Source organism: Saccharopolyspora mangrovi (assembly GCF_035320975.1).
Taxonomy (GTDB): domain Bacteria; phylum Actinomycetota; class Actinomycetes; order Mycobacteriales; family Pseudonocardiaceae; genus Saccharopolyspora; species Saccharopolyspora mangrovi.
In genome coordinates, this window is record NZ_JAWLNX010000034.1 from 37343 (window position 1) to 53359 (window position 16017).

15 protein-coding genes are annotated in these 16017 nt (G+C 66.6%); 5 read left to right on the plus strand and 10 right to left on the minus strand.

Annotated features, from left to right (window positions below):
• Window positions 1–55 precede the first annotated feature (55 nt).
• The 6 genes from R4I43_RS31330 to R4I43_RS31355 all read right to left on the minus strand — a co-directional run bounded on the left by R4I43_RS31330 (window position 56) and on the right by R4I43_RS31355 (window position 7636).
• Window positions 56–2251: a xanthine dehydrogenase family protein molybdopterin-binding subunit gene (locus R4I43_RS31330; RefSeq protein ID WP_324269326.1), complete on the minus strand. Its 2196-nt coding sequence runs from the start codon at window positions 2249–2251 to the stop codon at window positions 56–58.
• Window positions 2248–3228 carry an FAD binding domain-containing protein gene (locus R4I43_RS31335; RefSeq protein ID WP_324269327.1) on the minus strand — a complete coding sequence of 327 codons (981 nt, stop codon included), beginning with the start codon at window positions 3226–3228 and terminating at the stop codon, window positions 2248–2250. Before R4I43_RS31335 ends, R4I43_RS31330 begins: the two co-directional genes overlap by 4 nt.
• Window positions 3229–3235: 7 nt before the next feature.
• On the minus strand, window positions 3236–3802 hold the full coding sequence (locus R4I43_RS31340; RefSeq protein WP_324269328.1) for a (2Fe-2S)-binding protein: 567 nt from the start codon (window positions 3800–3802) through the stop codon (window positions 3236–3238).
• A gap of 254 nt (window positions 3803–4056) precedes the next feature.
• Window positions 4057–4815, minus strand: a complete 759-nt coding sequence (locus R4I43_RS31345; protein ID WP_324269329.1) for an SDR family oxidoreductase — start codon at window positions 4813–4815, stop codon at window positions 4057–4059.
• A 123-nt stretch (window positions 4816–4938) separates the two neighbouring features.
• Window positions 4939–6261 (minus strand): MFS transporter, encoded by a 1323-nt coding sequence (locus R4I43_RS31350; RefSeq protein WP_324269330.1) that lies wholly within the window; start codon window positions 6259–6261, stop codon window positions 4939–4941.
• Between the two features lie 481 nt (window positions 6262–6742).
• Window positions 6743–7636: a helix-turn-helix transcriptional regulator gene (locus tag R4I43_RS31355; protein ID WP_324269331.1), complete on the minus strand. Its 894-nt coding sequence runs from the start codon at window positions 7634–7636 to the stop codon at window positions 6743–6745.
• Between the two features lie 178 nt (window positions 7637–7814).
• On the opposite strand from R4I43_RS31355, the gene R4I43_RS31360 reads away from it, so the two are divergent.
• The 3 genes from R4I43_RS31360 (at window position 7815) to R4I43_RS31370 (ending at window position 9862) form a co-directional block, all read left to right on the plus strand.
• A complete protein-coding gene (locus R4I43_RS31360) occupies window positions 7815–8348 on the plus strand; it encodes a MerR family transcriptional regulator (RefSeq protein ID WP_324269332.1) in 534 nt (177 codons plus the stop codon).
• Window positions 8349–8418: 70 nt separating this feature from the next.
• Complete coding sequence (locus tag R4I43_RS31365) at window positions 8419–8823, plus strand: (R)-mandelonitrile lyase (protein ID WP_324269333.1); 405 nt, start codon at window positions 8419–8421, stop codon at window positions 8821–8823.
• Window positions 8824–8857: 34 nt separating this feature from the next.
• Complete coding sequence (locus R4I43_RS31370; protein ID WP_456115140.1) at window positions 8858–9862, plus strand: zinc-dependent alcohol dehydrogenase family protein; 1005 nt, start codon at window positions 8858–8860, stop codon at window positions 9860–9862.
• A gap of 133 nt (window positions 9863–9995) precedes the next feature.
• On the opposite strand, the gene R4I43_RS31375 is transcribed toward R4I43_RS31370, so the two are convergent.
• Both R4I43_RS31375 and R4I43_RS31380 read right to left on the minus strand, forming a co-directional pair.
• Window positions 9996–11261, minus strand: coding sequence for a cytochrome P450 (locus tag R4I43_RS31375; protein WP_324269335.1), 1266 nt, complete (start codon window positions 11259–11261; stop codon window positions 9996–9998).
• A 132-nt stretch (window positions 11262–11393) separates the two neighbouring features.
• On the minus strand, window positions 11394–12731 hold the full coding sequence (locus R4I43_RS31380) for an MFS transporter (RefSeq protein ID WP_324269361.1): 1338 nt from the start codon (window positions 12729–12731) through the stop codon (window positions 11394–11396).
• Between the two features lie 491 nt (window positions 12732–13222).
• On the opposite strand from R4I43_RS31380, the gene R4I43_RS31385 reads away from it, so the two are divergent.
• Entirely contained in the window at window positions 13223–13801 is a 579-nt protein-coding gene (locus R4I43_RS31385) for a hypothetical protein (protein ID WP_324269336.1), read from the plus strand.
• Window positions 13802–13934: 133 nt separating this feature from the next.
• A complete protein-coding gene (locus R4I43_RS31390; protein ID WP_324269337.1) occupies window positions 13935–14585 on the plus strand; it encodes a hypothetical protein in 651 nt (216 codons plus the stop codon).
• A gap of 155 nt (window positions 14586–14740) precedes the next feature.
• Here the strand turns inward: R4I43_RS31390 and R4I43_RS31395 are convergent, their stop codons facing one another.
• Both R4I43_RS31395 and ku read right to left on the minus strand, forming a co-directional pair.
• Window positions 14741–14968, minus strand: coding sequence for a hypothetical protein (locus R4I43_RS31395; RefSeq protein WP_324269338.1), 228 nt, complete (start codon window positions 14966–14968; stop codon window positions 14741–14743).
• 53 nt (window positions 14969–15021) lie between these two features.
• Window positions 15022–15822: a non-homologous end joining protein Ku gene (ku, locus tag R4I43_RS31400; RefSeq protein ID WP_324269339.1), complete on the minus strand. Its 801-nt coding sequence runs from the start codon at window positions 15820–15822 to the stop codon at window positions 15022–15024.
• Between the last annotated feature and the right edge of the window lie 195 nt (window positions 15823–16017).

A 16017-nucleotide genomic window follows, 5' to 3' on the forward strand; every position in this document is an offset into this window, starting at 1 on the left:
CATCCGGTGATCGGACTACCCCCCGATGCGCCTGAGCGCCACCCCACCGCTCGTACTACAGCAACGCCTCCGCGGTGATGGGGAGTTCGCGGATGCGGCGTCCGGTGGCGTGGAAGACCGCGTTGGCGATGGCCGGCGCCACACCGACGATCACGATCTCCCCCAGCCCCTTCACCCCGATCGGATCGGCGTGCTGGTCCTCGCCGTCGAGGTAGATCGCCCGCAGGTCGGGGACGTCGGCGTTGACGGGGACGAGGTAGTCGGCGAGGTTGGCGTTGACGATCCGGCCGTCCCGGTGATCGGTGACGGTGTGCTCGAGCAACGCGGTGCCGATCCCGCCGACCATCCCGCCGATCGCCTGGCTCTCGGCGAGCTTCGGATTGATGATGCGTCCGGCGTCGTAGACCCCGAGCATCCGGCGCACCCGCACCAGGCCCAAGCGCTGGTCGACCGCGACCTCGGCGAACACCGCGCCGTAGGCGTTCATGGTGTAGCGCTGCTGCTCCGGTGGCGCGTAGCTGCCGATGATCTCCAGGTGCGGCCGGTTGTTGCGGGTCAGGAGCTGTTCGTAGGTCTCCCCGCGCGTGGGGTCGTTGCTCAGGTGGAGCCGCCCCCGTCGCACGATGACGTCCTCCGGACGAACTCCGTGCAGCGGCGAGCGCGGATCGTTGACCGCCAACGCGATGGCCTGCTGCCGCACCTTGTCGCCGCCGTCCTGGACGGCCGATCCGACGCTGGCCATGGTCATCGAGCCCCCGTGCGGCGGAGTGGGCGGCATCAGCGAGTCGCCGAGCTCGAACCGCACGGCGGACATCGCCAGCCCGAGCGCGTCGGCCGCGACCTGAGGCATCGACGTGTAGGTCCCCGGACCCATGTCGCTGGTCGCCGACTGGACCAGGGCGGTGCCATCGGCGTTGAGCCGCACGTAGGCGCGGGCCGACATGCTGCCCGTGTGATACATGGCCGCCGACACACCCGTGCCGATCAGCCAATCGCCGTCACGGGTCGCCGCCGGTCGCGGGTCGCGCCGGTTCCACCCGAACTCACGGGCACCGACCTCGTAGCACTCGCGCAGCCGGCGCGTGGAGAACGGAAGACCCGTGGACTCGTCTCGCTCGGGCTCGTTGAGCAGGCGCAACTCGATCGGATCCACACCGACCTCGTGCGCGAGCTCGTCCACGGCGGATTCGATGGCGAACACCCCGGTCGCAGCACCCGGACCGCGCATCCACGTCGGCGCGTTGACGTCCAGCGGAACCGTGGCGTAGGTCTGCCGGACGTTCGGCATGCTGTAGAGCATCTGCCCGGGTGCCATGACCTCCTCGGTGAACGTCTCGTAGGTCGCCGTCTCACCGCGGATGTCGTGGGTCATCGCGATCAGCCGTCCACGGCGGTCACTTCCCACCCTCATCTGGTACTCGTAGGCAGGCCGGAATCCGGTGCCGAAGTACATCTGCTCGCGGGTCAGCACGAGCTTGACCGGCCGTCCCGTCTCGCGGGCGGCCAGCGCGGCGATGATCACGTGCGGCCAGGCGCGCAGGCCGCTGCCGAAACCGCCGCCCACGAACGGCGAGATCACCCGCACCGACTCTTGCGGAATGCCGAACACCGCGGCCAGTTCCTGCTGGGTACCGCCCACCACCCATTGGGTCTTGTCCCACACGGTGAGCCTGTCGCCGTCCCAGCGGGCGATCGTGGCGTGCGGCTCCATCGGGTTGTGGTGGTTGCGCGACAACCGGTACTTCGGCTCCAACCGGACCTCCGCCGACGCCAGTGCCGAGTCCGCGTCGCCCCTCGCGTAGGAGTCGGCTTCGCCGGCCGGAGCGGAGTTCAGGTCCGTGGACGGCCGCGCGGCGTCGTATCGGACCTCCACCAAGCTCGCGGCGTGCCGCGCGCCTTCGTGCGTGGTGGCCACCACGACGGCGACCGGTTGGCCGTGGAAGAGCACTTGGTCGTCCTGGAAGACACGCAGCCGGGCGCCATCCGGGTTGTTCGACCCCGAGTTCGGTCGGTAGGCCAGTCTCGGTGCGTTGAGATGGCTGATCACCGCCAGGACCCCGGGCTGGGCCTCGGCTGCACGCGCGTCGATCCCCGTGATGCGTCCTCGACCCACGGTGCTGTCCACGACCGCGGCGTAGACCACGCCGTCAACGCGGTGGTCGGCGGCGTAAGCCGCCTGGCCCGTCACCTTCAGGCGTCCGTCCACTCGGGATTGTGGGGTTCCGACGGCCACTCGCGGTTGCTGGGTCACTTGTTGCCTCCCACGATGCGCAGCTGCCGTTGCACAGTGCGCTTGAGCAGGTCCACCTTGAAACCGTTGTGCTGCAACGATCGCGCTCCATCAGCCGCGGCCTCCGCGGCCTCCGCCCACAGGGACTCCGAAGGACGCTGACCGACGAGCCGGACTTCGACAGCGGAGAGCTTCCACGGGACGGTTCCCACTCCCCCGGCGGCGACCTTCGCCGCCCGGATCACACCGCCCTGAACGTGCAGGGCGACCGCGGCGGAAGTCAGCGCGAACTCGTAGCTCTGCCGGTCGCGCACCTTCAGGTACCCGGACCGCAGCGGGCGCGGATGCGCGGGGATCTCGACAGCCGTGATCAGCTCGCCGGGACGCAACGCGTGCTCGCGTTCAGGCGTGTCGCCAGGGCGCAACAGGAACTCGGCGAACGGAACGCTGCGCTGACCGTCCGGTCCAAGAACCTCAACGGTTGCCTCCAGCGCGGCGAAGGCCACCGCGACGTCGGAGGCGTGCGTGGCCACGCAGCTGTCCGATCCGCCGAGGATCGCGTGGCTGCGGTTGTGCCCGTCCAACGCCGCGCACCCCGTTCCGGGCCTGCGCTTGTTGCAGGCCGCGGACACATCGCGGAAGTAGGTGCAGCGGGTGCGCTGCATGATGTTGCCGCCGATCGTGGCCATGTTGCGCAGCTGTGCCGACGCGCTCAGCTCCAAGGCCTGCGAGATGACCGGGAAGTTCGTCCGCACCTCCAGGTGCGCGGCGGCCTCGGCCATCGTCACCAGGGCGCCGATGCGCAACGCACCGCCCGCGGTCGTGGCGACCTCGCGCAGCTCCAGCGAGGAGATGTCGACCAGCTCATCGGGCTGTTCGACGGTCTCCCGCATCAGGTCCACCAGGGTCGTTCCCCCGGCGATGTATCGTCCTCCTCGACGCCCGGCTGCCAGCGCGGCACCGGTGTCGGAAACCCTCGTGTACGCGAACGGGCGCATCCGAGTCTCACTTCCCCAGGGCGGTCTGCTCGACCGCGTCGACGATCTTCACGTAGCACCCGCACCGGCAGATGTTGCCGCTCATCCACTCCCGGATCTCCGCACGAGTCCCGGTGTGGCCCTCCTCGATGCAGCCGACGCCGGACATGATCTGGCCCGGCGTGCAGTAACCGCACTGGAACGCGTCGCGGTCGATGAACGCCTGCTGCAACGGATGCAGCGCACCGTCCTCATCCGCGAGTCCTTCGATGGTGGTGACCTCGGCACCTTCCATCCGCACCGCGAGCGTCAGGCACGCGTTGACCCGGCGGCCGTCGACAAGCACCGTGCAGGCCCCGCACGCTCCGGCATCACACCCCTTCTTCGTCCCGGGCAGCCGGAGGTGCTCGCGCAACAGGTCCAGCAATGACGTTCGGTTGTCCACCGTGACGGCGTGCTGAGACCCGTTGACCGACAGCGACAGCTGGTTGTTCAACCCTTCGGCGGCAGCCGTCTCGGCACCCAGCAGGTACGGGCCCGCCACCGCAGCGGCGCCACCGACCGCGGTCGCTGCGATGAACGTACGCCGAGACACCCCCGAGGAATCATCGTCATCATCAGGCGGAGCGGTGGAGCCGGAAAGTTCGGGGTGTTCGATCACCGTGCTTCCTCTCAGTGTCACCGGAGATCCCTGTCCTGCAGGCCAGAGCGCAACCATCACATCGGGGGTGACCGCCGAGTGAAGCTGCGAGCCGGGCAGGGACGATGAAACCCGACAACCGACGGGCGAGGGAGTCACTGTCGGTACACCCCAGTCAGCGCCAAGGGTCGACCGAAGCACCTGTGGGATCAGTGGATGGTGTGCCCACCATCCATGACCAAGGCGTGACCGATGGCGAAGCCCGCGGAGTCGGAGCACAACCAGAGAACCGCTGACGCGATCTCCTCCGGCCGACCGAACCGCCCGATCGGCTCTTCGGCGAGCATCTCGGCCCGACCCTCCGCCGTTCCGCCGGAGACGCGTTGCATCATGTCGGTGGCGATGATGCCGGGACACACGGCGTTGATCCGCACGCCGCGGTCGGCGTAGTCCAGCGCGGCCGATCGTGTCAGACCGATCACCGCGTGCTTGGCCGCGGAGTACGCGGCCTGGTTCTTGATCCCGATGACCCCCGCGCCCGAGGAGGTGTTGACGATCGCTCCGCCTCCGTTCTCGAGCATGTGCGGGATCTCGTACTTCATGCACAAGAACGCGCTCTTCACGTTGACGTCCATGACGCCGTTGAAGTCATCCACGTTCAGCGCGTCCAGCGGCCCCAGCGAAGTCTCGCGCCCGGCGTTGTTGAAAGCGATATCGAGCCGGCCGAATTCCTCGACCGCGCGCCTCACCGCCGCGCGCACATCGTCCTCCTCCCGCACGTCGCAGTGCACGGTGACGGCTCGGCCACCGGAGTCACGGATCAGTCGTGCGGTCTCCTCGTTGCCTCTCTCGTTGATGTCGGCGAGCACCACGGCCGCTTTCTCACGAGCGAACGCCACGGCCGTAGCTCGGCCGATCCCGTTCGCCGCACCGGTGACGAAAGCGGTCTTCCCTGCGAACTGCGTCATCCTCCGCACTCCTTCGGGGTGAAGTTGGTCGTCGGCCCGGAGCCGACGGGGCCGGTGTCCTGGGACCACCGGTCTCGGACTTCCAGAAACGTCGGGCCTGCGCACAAGGGCGGGCTCTTCCGCTCACGCGCGTGTTCCGGCCTCCTGGCCGCGCGTCCCGCCCGAACGGCGGTGAATCGAATCCCGCAGCTCCACGTGCCGTGTCTCGGGGAGGAAGGACGTGGCACCGAGCCCGACGATCACCACGGCGATCAGGAAGAGCGCGGGTGCGGTCGAGAGGTTCAAGGACGTGATGAGCACGGTGCAGACCAGCGGGGTGGCACCGCCCACGACGTTGTTGCCCAGGTTGAACGAGACGGCGTGCCCGGTGTAGCGCGCCGCCGTGGGAAACAGCTCCAGACTGGCCAGGTAGAACCCCGCCTGCAGGGCCGCGATAGGGACGCCGAGCAGCAGTTGGGCCGCGAACGCGCCGACCAGGGTGCCGGTCGAAGCCAATAGGAAAGCCGGATACGCGGTGAGCAGCAGAACGGCGCCGCCGCCCAGCAGGACCGGTCGCCTGCCCACGCGGTCGGTGAGGATGCCGAAGCAGGGCAGCATGATCACGAAGAGCAGGAGGACGACCGCAGACGACACCAGGGTGGCCGTGGCGGAAAGTCCCGCGAGCTCGCTGAGGTATGTCGCGATGTAGCCGTTGATGGTGTAGGCAGCGGCGCCGTTGGTGATCCCGAGCAGCAGGACCAGGCCGAACGCTCGTCGGTTCTCTCGGAAGACGCGGGAGAACGGGTTGGGCGCCATCTCCTGCTTGGTCGCTTGCTCGAACTCGTCAGAGTCCTCGAGCTTGAGCCGGATCCACAACCCGATCACCGCGACAATGCCGCCGATGATGAACGGCACTCTCCACAACCAGTCGGTATACGCCTGCTCTCCGCCTATGGTGCGCAGGCACACGATGAGAATGCTTCCCACGGTGGGGCCGAGCCACGCGAAGGTCACCGTGAAAGTCACCCAGCGACCCCGCTGGTCGCTCGGTGCGGACTCGAGCACGTAGCTGTAAGCCCCGGTGGGTTCACCGCCGGCCGCGAAGCCCTGCGCGACGCGGCACAGCAGCAGCACGATCGGCGCAGCGATCCCTATCGACTGGTACGTCGGGAGAACACCGATACCGAGGGTGGCGCCGCCGGCCAGCAGCACGGTTGCGCCGAGCACGCGAACCCGTCCGATCCGATCTCCTAGGTACCCGAAGAACGCACCGCCGAGCGGTCCGAAACCGAACGAGACGGCGAAGATGGCGAATGTCGCGATCAACGCGATCGAGCTGTTCTCCGGGAAGAAGTGCCGCGCCAGCACCGGCGCGGTGAGCCCGTAGACGAGAAACGAGTAGAACTCGACGAAACTCCCGATCGCGCTGCCTGCAACACGGCGGCGAAACGTATCCCTGTTCTGCACGTACCAATGCACCTCGCAACGTCGCGGGGAATTGATCAGCCGGACTGCCGAGCCGCCTCTCGGGCGCGCGGCGGTACCGGGCGACGAGAGGTGGAAGTCTCGGGGCTTTCGCGGGCCTGCGGGGGTTCGCTCTGCTGTTCACGGCGCAGCAAAAGCAAGCGCGTCTCGAGTCGCTTCCCCTTCGGCACAACGTCTTCCGAGGTCGCGCGCCCTCCTGCCTCATCGGTTTTCCCACCGTCGCGACGCCCGGCGGCCCGCTGTGCGTTTCGCACCCGAGTGAACGCGATCAGTAACCCGGCGTCCAAGATGCGTCACCGATGCAGGTGATCGTGCTCGCCTATCGGGCCTGGTGAACCACGCGATCACTCCTCTGGCGAACGGCCAGAGCAGGCAAGCCGGGAGGCCGACGCTCACCGCTGGCGCTGAGAAAGCTGGCCGACGGGGGCCGTTCCAGGCGGCCAGGGCCCTCAGCGCCCGTCCATCAGCGCTCGGATCCTTCTCTTTCGTGCCGGTCGGGCACGGTTCCGTACTCGCTGGCGGCCCAGGACGCGAGCAGCCGCACGGCTTCCTCCGAGGACGAGCCGGGTTCGGCGGTGTAGATGGTGAGCGTCAGTCCGGGCTCGGCCGCCATCTCCAGACCCTCGAACGCGAGCGTGAGGGTGCCGACGATCGGGTGCTTGAACGTTTTGAACCCGGTTCCGTGGTGCCGCACGTCGTGGGCGCCCCACCGGCGGCGGAACTCGTCGCTGCGGGTGCTCAGCTCTCCGACCAGGTCGTGCATCTCCTTGTTGTGCGGGTCACGTGCCGCTTCGGTTCGCAGGATCGCCACCGTGACGTCCGCGAAGGCGTCCCAGTCGGGGTAGAAGTCGTACGCGCGTTCGTCCAGGAACGTGAACCGCGCGATGTTTGGCGGCTCGCCGGGCATGGCGTACACGTCCTTGTAGAACGCGCGCGCCAACTGGTTGACGGCGAGCAGGTCCATCCGGCCGTTGCGCACGAAGGCCGGCCCCGCGCTGACGGCGTCGAGCGCCCACTGCAGGCTCTCGTGCGGTCGCCAAGTCCTCGCGCTGCGCCGTCTGGCCGGACGGCCGACCGGACTGGCGGCCTGAGCCAGATCGAACAGGTGCGCCCGCTCCGCGTCGTCCAAGCGCAACGCCTTCGCCAGGCTGTCCAGTACCTCAGGAGACGCACCGCTGATCGTGCCGCGTTCCAACCGCGTGTAGTACTCCACGCTCACACCCGCCAGCGACGCCACCTCGCTGCGGCGCAACCCGGTCACCCGCCGATTCGAGCCCGCCGGCAGGCCGACCTGCTCCGGCGTGACCCTGGCACGCCGAGTCGTGAGGAACTCGCGGACCTCTGCACGATTGTCCATGCCTCCACGGTATGCAGGACGTTCACCTCGAAGAAGTCCCTGCGAGTACCACCCTTGTGCGAGCAGCCCCGATCGGACTCGGACGCGCGTCGAACCAGCGGTTGGCCGCCCCCGTGCGAACAGGGGCAACCCTGACCCGGCCTCATCGCAAGCCGCCGGGCGTTCTCCCGCCACCCGGATGGATGACGTGCTTCGATGTGGCGTGCGCAACGCTTTTCTTCAAGTGCTTGAAGTTCTTATCGTCGAAGAGGTGAGCGCACCGAACCGCCGGCACACCTACTCGATCAAGGAAGCAGCCGCATTGACCGGTCTGCCGGCCAGCACGCTGCGCTACTACGAGACGATCGGTGTGATCGGGCCGGTCACCCGGGGCGAGACGAGCAAGCACCGGGTGTACACCGAGGAAGATCTCGACCTGCTGACCTGGGTCGCTTGTCTGAGCGCGACGGGCATGTCGGTCGATGACATGCGGCGTTACGTGGCCAACGGGGCGCTCGGTCCGGCCGCGGCCGAAGAGCAGATCGAGCTGCTGACCGCCCAACGGGAGCAGCTGGCCCGCGAGGAAGAGTTCATCGCGGTTCGGCAGCGCTACGTCCAGCTGAAGATCGACTACTGGCGAGCCGTCAATGCGGGCGATCACGCTCGTGCCGAGCAGCTCTCACACGAAGCGCGCACACTCGCCGACGAACTCAAGAAGGCCAAGAAGCACTAGACAACTCGCGCCCGACAGCGGACCTGCCGTCCGCGGATCGAACGCGCCTGAATCCAAGAAGGCACAGACGTTGAACATCACCCGCAGCGGCGGCCAGACCGCGACCGGCCCCCAGGACTGGTTCACCGGCACCGTCTACATCGACGGCATCCGCAACCCCGATGAGCAATCCGCGGTCGGCTGCGCCCACGTGCGCTTCACTCCGGGAGCCCGCACGGCCTGGCACACCCATCCCAAGGGCCAGACGCTCTACGTCACCGACGGCATCGGTTACGTCGCCCGCCGCGGCGGGCAGGCCCAGGAGATCCGCCCCGGCGACGTCGTCTACATCGAGCCCGGCGAAGAGCACTGGCACGGTGCCACTCCCGACCGGTTCATGGCCCACGTCGCCATCCAGGAAGCAGACGAAACAGGACAGGTCGTGACATGGGGCGACCACGTCAGCGACCAAGAATACGGCCAGCCGGCCCACTGAATCACCACAGGAGAGAGCAATGCGTGGAGTTGTCATGCGCACACCCGGCGACGTCCGGGTCGAGGAGCGCGACAACCCGAAGATCGTCGAACCGACCGACGCCATCATCCGACTGACCGCGACCTGCATCTGCGGATCGGATCTGTGGCCCTACCGCGGCGTCGAACCCGCCGACCACCAGGTCATGGGCCACGAGTACGTCGGGGTCGTCGAGGAGATCGGCGAGCAGGTGACGACCCTCAAGCCCGGCGACTTCGTCGTCGGTTCGTTCGTCATCTCCGACAACACCTGCGAGATCTGCCAGGCCGGCTTCCAGTCGAAGTGCGTGCACGCCGAGTTCGTGGCGCAGATCGGGACCCAGGCTGAAAAGGCGCGCATCCCGCACGCCGACGGCACCCTCGTGGCCACCCCCGGCCAACCCGACGACGACCTCATCCCAGCACTGCTCGCGGCCTCCGATGTTCTGGGAACCGGCTGGTTCGCCGCCGACGCCGCCCAAGCCGGCCCCGGCAAAACCGTCGCCGTCGTCGGCGACGGCGCCGTCGGCCTGATGGCCATCCTGGCCGCCCGGCAACTCGGCGCGGACCGCATCATCGCCATGTCCCGCCACCCCGAGCGCCAGCAGCTCGCCCGCTACTACGGCGCCACCGACATCATCGAAGAACGCGGCGACGAAGGGGTCGCCAAGATCAAGGAGCTCACCGGCGGGCTCGGCGCGCACTCGGTCATCGAGGCCGTCGGCACCCAGGAATCGTTCATGCAGGCCGTGGGCGCCACCCGCGGCGGAGGCCACCTCGGCTACGTCGGCGTCAACCACGAAGTCAAGATCCCCGGAATCGAGCTCTTCTTCGCCGGCATCCACACCCTCGGCGGCCCCGCACCGGTCCGCCGCTACCTGCCGGACCTCATCCAGCGCATCTGGAACCGAGAAATCGACCCCGGCAAGGTCTTCGACCTCACCCTCCCCCTCGACCAAGCCGCCGAAGGCTACCGAGCCATGCACGAACGACGAGCCACCAAGGTACTGCTCAGCATCTGAACCGCCGCACGACCAAACATGCGCGCGAATGGCAACGCCGCACCCCTCACCGGCAAGCCCGAGACTGTTCAATGCGCAGCCCCGGGCTTGCCGATTGGCGCGCTCCAGGCACCCGCCATCGTGGTCACGGCGCTCAGGTGACGTTGAGATCGACCTCCAACCGGGTGAAGCCGTTCAGAACGTGATCAGCGATCCAGGACGGCGAATCCGCTTGGGGCAGTTCGTAGTCGGGAAATGCGGCGAAGAACTTCGAGAAGAGCGTCATGAGTTCACACCTGACGAGGTGCAAGGCGAGGCACTCGTGCACGCCCTCGCCGAATGATAGGTGCTTCCTCGGCTGACGGCGGATGTTGAAGGCGTGCGGGTCCTCGAACACCGACGCATCGCGGTTCGCGGATGAGAGGAAGGGGACAACCCAGTCCCCCGCCTTGATCGCCTTCCCACCAACCTCGGTGTCAAACCTCGCCACGCGAAGACGGGAGCGCACGGGCGAGGCCCAGCGAATGACCTCATCGACGGCCTGCCCGATCAGTGCAGGATCTTGCGCGAGCGCCTGCCGCTGCTCAGGGTTGCGGTAGAAGAGCCAGAGCCCGACCGAGGCCGTGTTCCGCGTGGTCTCGAGACTGGCCGGTATGAGCAGCGCGAGCCATGCGGCCACCTCGTGGTCGTCGAGCGGCGTGCCGTCGACGACCACTTCCGTCAGGACGCTTGCGAAGTCATCTCCGGGACGCTCCCGCTTCTCGCGCGCGAACCTCGCAGCGTAATCCGCGATCATCTGGTTGGCATCGGCCATCGTCTTCTCGGATGCCTGCCCCGGCACCGCGAAGCGCGGGTCATCGGGCAGGAACGATCGCCACACGCAGTCGCGGAGCCACGTCCAATCCTCGCGCGGCACTCCCAGGAAACGCATGATCACGTGCATCGGTAGGTCTGCTGCGAGCTCGCCGACGAACTCGGTCCGGCCGCGGTGTCCGACCTCGGCGATGAGCTCATCGGCGCAGTTTTCGATCAACACGCGAAGGTGCTCCCTCGACAGCGGATCAAAATGACGCTCCATCGGGCGCCGGTACAGCGTGTGGAGCGGTGGATCCATGTGGTTGAGGTTGCCGTCGGTCCCGCTCTCGTGCAGCTGCGTGGCGGTCAGTCGCTTCGCAGTGCGAGGCGGTCTCGTGTCGCGGTAGTTGCTGAAGTTCGCCGCATCGGCGAGCACCTCGCGGACGTCCTGGTAACGGGTGAGGGCCCAGAAGGGCCTGCCATAGCTCTCTGGTTCCGCCCAGTGCACGGGATCCTCGGCACGTAGCCGCTCGAAAGCCTCGTGCGGATCCCCATTCACGTACCAAGCAGGATTCAGCAACCCGTCGTCGATCTCCGACCACTCTGCCATCACGTCGACTCCCATGTCGATGTCGAAGGTTCGATCGCGCTCGCAGGAGAAGCGATCGTCTGGACGTTCTTCCAGTCAGCAGGTTCCGGGCGGGGATGCGCCGAGAAGGCCTCGTACTGCTCAGGCATCTCTTCGATCCCGCGCTCGTCAGCGACTGGCGTCGGAGGGACTCGCTTCAGGCGCTGAAGGCGGTACCCGCCCAGGCACCTTCACGAAGAGCAGCATGACGAACGCCAGGGCGAGAGAGACCATCGGAACGCTGAGCCCGACGATGGTGTTGCCCGCTCCAGCCACCTTGCCGATGAGGAACGGCCCGAAGAATCCGCCAGCGGACGCGAGCGCGTTGATGACCGCGATCCCCACGGTGCTCTGCTCTCGGGTGAGGACCTCACTCGCCAACGCCCAGAACGTGGGGATGTTCGAGACGACTCCGATGGCGAGCAGGACCAGCCCGACGAGCCCCAAGGCCGGGACGTCCTGGAAAACCGCAGTGACGATGAGCCCGATGATGGCGATCAAGAAGCAGGCCAGCACGACGGGCTTCCGTCTTCCGCTGAGGTCGGCGTAGCGCACGATCAACAGCATCGCCCCTGCCGCGCAGATGTAGGGAATGGCTCCGTAGATTCCGATGTCCGTAGCGGAATAGGTCGGGTAGAGCTGGGAAACGACCTGCGGCAGGAAGAACGTCATGCCGTAGGTGGCGACTCCCGCGAGTGCGTTGATCGCACCGAGGTACAGGACCTTGGGATGGCGGAGGGCTCGCAGCTCGCCAGCCTTGTCCTGCTGCTCCGCCACTGTCGCCTGCTCCGCGGCGATGGACTCCTCCAGCCAGTCGCGCTCGGCCTCGCTCAGCCATCGTGCCTTGCGGGGCCGATCGGCAAGCGTGAGCAGAAGCCAGAACCCGAGAAGGACTGGCGGCAGCCCCTGAAGAATGAAGACCCATCGCCACGAGCTGAGTCCGAACCAGTCGACGTGGTCGAGGATCAGGCCTCCGGTGAAACTGCCCACGACGAGGGCAACGGGCATCGCGAGTGCCATCGCCCCGATCGCCCGGCCCCGGTCCTGGTTCAGGAACCAGTAGGTGAGGAAGAGGATGAGGCCCGGGAAGAGGCCGGCTTCGGCGATTCCGAGTGCGACGCGCGCGACGTATAGCTGCGCGAGGTCCTGCACGAAGCCGGTGACGATGGTGACCAGACCCCAGGTGATGGCGATGCGCGCGAGCCAGCGTCGTGCCCCGACCCTCGCCAGGATCATGTTGCTGGGAACCTCGAGCAACACGTAGGCGACGAAGAAGATCGCAGCGATGCTGCCGTAAGTCGCGACGTCGATGCCGAGTTCCTTGCCCATCGTCAGCTGGGCGTAGCTGATCGACGAACGATCCATGTAGTTGAAGGCGTAGAGCAAGAAGGCCACGGGCAAGATCCCCCGCTTGACCTTCCTGATCACGGACTTGCTGTCGACCGTCGGCGTTGTCGACCTCTGCATGGCGGCCACGGTGCCTCCTTGGAACGAGCCCTTCTACGGGGTCCCACCGCAGCACCACCCGGGTGTCGGCGGCCGAACACTCCTGTTCACATTTATGAATATACGTTCATTGTCGGGAACGCTATGAGGCGTGTCACTGACCTGTCAAGGGGCCGAACACGGCTCCGCGGAAAGAGAACGAGAATTCAGCCCCTCCCACCGCACGGAGCGGTAGCTGGAAAAGCCCGCAGGCCGGGCGTCTCGCCGGAGCCCTTGACTGGAGAACGCGTCAGCTCACTAGGGCATAGTCGATCGGGCGACGTAGCTCCCCGCGTCCCTGCTCAGGTGACGCGGGGCGCTACGCGCCCGGTCAATGGGTCCGTACAACCACACCCTGCGCTACGCCCGACACGACGCCGTTAGCGCATCACGGCTTGTCCTTGGCGTCGCCGCGCTGTTCCTGCCTAGGTGGAGTCTCGCGAGGGAGTGATCACCCGCTACGCTGCGAATCGATGTTCTCCTCATTTTGGCGCAGCGGGTTTTCCACCCTGGTCGCGGTCCTCGTTGGCTCGGCAGCAATCGCCTTGGCGGCCCCCTGGAGGGAACTGTCCAACTTCGGCGTGGGGTTCGTCGTGGGTACTTTCGGTATTTTTGGGGCACTGGCAGTTTACGAGATCCGCGAACTGCTCACGGCCTGGAAAACCGACGCCCCCACCGTAGCTGCCGAGGAAGACGCATTTGAGCATCGAATCGAAGAGCTAACACGTCACCTGAACCGATCGCAGCAGCTTATCGAAGAGCTAACCGCCGAGGTTCGCGCGAAGAAGACGAGTCTAGAGCAGCTGACCGCTGAGGCCGACGAGAAACAAAAATTGGCGACGATTCATGCCGACGCCGCAGCCGCCGTCGAGGCACTTTTCGCACGCAAGAACGAGGAACTTGTTGAACGTCTACAGCGGCAGAGCCGTTTTCGCGCAGTCATTTCTCTCCTGCTCAGTGGGGTCGCACTCGCCCTCGTCGTCGGTGTAGCCGGCAACTACGTATTCACATGGATCTCAACCGGCCAAATGCCGCCGGTCATCCTTCCCTAACCCTGCGCCTACCCCCACCCGAACATGCACCTTTCGGAAATCGAATCGGAGATCCACGCATGAGCTCGAACCTCTACCACTGCAACGCCAACGATGACAAGAACCTGCATAGACGCCAGGTTGGCCTCCACACATGGACATCGACCCTAGCGCTATCATGATCATCCCAGCCGCTCCTGAATCGGGAGATATGGACGCCGACCAGGCGCTTGCGTGCGGCATCGGCTACGTCGCAATGTCAAGCGCCCGACTTGAGCATGCGCTGAGATCGTTGCTCCAGCTACTCGTAAACGACGGGGACTTAATTGGCCCATCATGGATCCTATTCGAGGGACAGAGCGCGAACTGGTTACGTGAATCAGTCAAGGGCGTCCTTAGTGAGCGCGACCCCTACTATCGGAGTTGGCCGAAGGAGACACATAACCGTCTCCTAGACATCCTGACAAGAGCCAAGACCCTCCAAGAGCTGCGAAACGCAGTCATTCATGGCACTTGGTATTCCGCTGACCACACTCCCTTCGAAGAAGAAGAGGACGAGGTCGCCCCGCGGTCAACTCAGCTACGTGTAGACGACCTGCCGGACCGCGCCCGCCCCTATTTCGGCTGGAATCAGCCCGGTGACGAAACGCTTTGGCACTGCCACGTCAGTCGTCAATGGAAGTACAACCAAGCACGAGAATTCACAACGTCGGATGTGTGGCTATTGGGCGAGAAGCTTGACCATTTGGCAGCGTCCGTCCGTGCCACCTGCGCAGCGATGTATCCGCATTCCGACATGTCCTGAGCTGCAGCCGCAGACTAGCCAGGAACGAACATGTCCCGGGCGCTCCAAACCCTCCTCGAACAGGAACACGGGGGGAAGTCGGGGCGACGTCAGAGACGATCTGACTAGACACCTGAGACCTGGAAGACTCGTGTCTGCTCAGACGCGAAACCGCCTCAGCGGCGGCTCACCGCATGCGCCGGCACCCACCAGGTGTACGGGACCCTGCCCGCTCCAGCGTTCACGCCTCGCTGGACGCAGAGGCAGACCTTCCCCCACCAGCGGCCGCCGGTGTCTCGCCGCCAGCCGATCAGGTCGCCCTCCACGGTCGCCTCCATGCCCCAGCCGTCGGCCAGCTCGACACCGGTCATCGCGGGGACGGCGAACACGACAGCGCCCCGCACCGCCTGAGTAAGGCGACGCGGGGCGCTTGGTTGCCCCTGGCCGTGTCCCGCCGTCATCCGGTCTCACGTCGGTCAGCGGTGCGCGCCTGGCGGGCTTGGTCGAGGCTGACCCGCAGCGCCTCCTCGAGGTCCGCGGCTTCCTGCGTGCGGGGCTCCGGAACGGCGATCTGGCGGTTGGTGAGCTTGGCATCGATCAGCGCCTGCAGGGCCTCGCGTGAGTGGTCCCGGTAGGCGGTGGGGTCGAAGGTCACGTTCGAGAGCGACAGCACCAGTTGTTCGGCCATTCGCTGTTCCTGTTCGCGGGGCGGCGGAGCCTGGTCGGTGAGCCATCCGAAATCCGGTTCCCGCACCTCATCCGGCCACAACAGCGTGACCAGGCTGATCCCCGGCCCATAGGGCCGCAGCAGCGTCAATCGCTCCCGAGTCCGGATCGCCACCCGCCCCAAACCGACGTGGCCGGTGTCGGTCATCGCGTCACGCAGCAGGCTGTACGCGCCGAGTGCGACCTGGTGCGGTTGCAGGAAGTACGAGCGGTCGAACAGGATCGGGTCCACCGCGCCGGTCGGGACGAACTCGGCCACCTCGATGGTGTGCGCACTGGGCAGCGGCAACTCCGCCAGCTCGTACTCGGACATCACCACGATGCGGCCGTCCGGCAGCTCGTAGCCCTTGGCGATCTCCTCCCACGGCACCCGGCGGTCCTCCACGGTGCAGACCCGCTCGTGCCGCACCCAGGCCCCGTCAGCTCGATGTACTTGCCGGAAGCTGATCGAGCGCGACTCCGTCGCCGCCGCCAACCCGACCGGGATCGCCACCAGCCCGAAACTGATCACACCGTTCCACAGCGTTCTCACAGCGCCAGACTGCGCCCAGCCGACAGGCCCGCCCAAGGCCCTTCGACCCTTCACACCCGACACCATCCGCCGACACTCGATCCCACCTGCCTGGGCGGTGGAAGGACGACCAGGCCGCTGGCATCGACGATGACCCGCCCCCAAGACAGGCCCACGCGGGGGCGCCTTGTATCCGATTCGCTTTGCCTGCGCTGA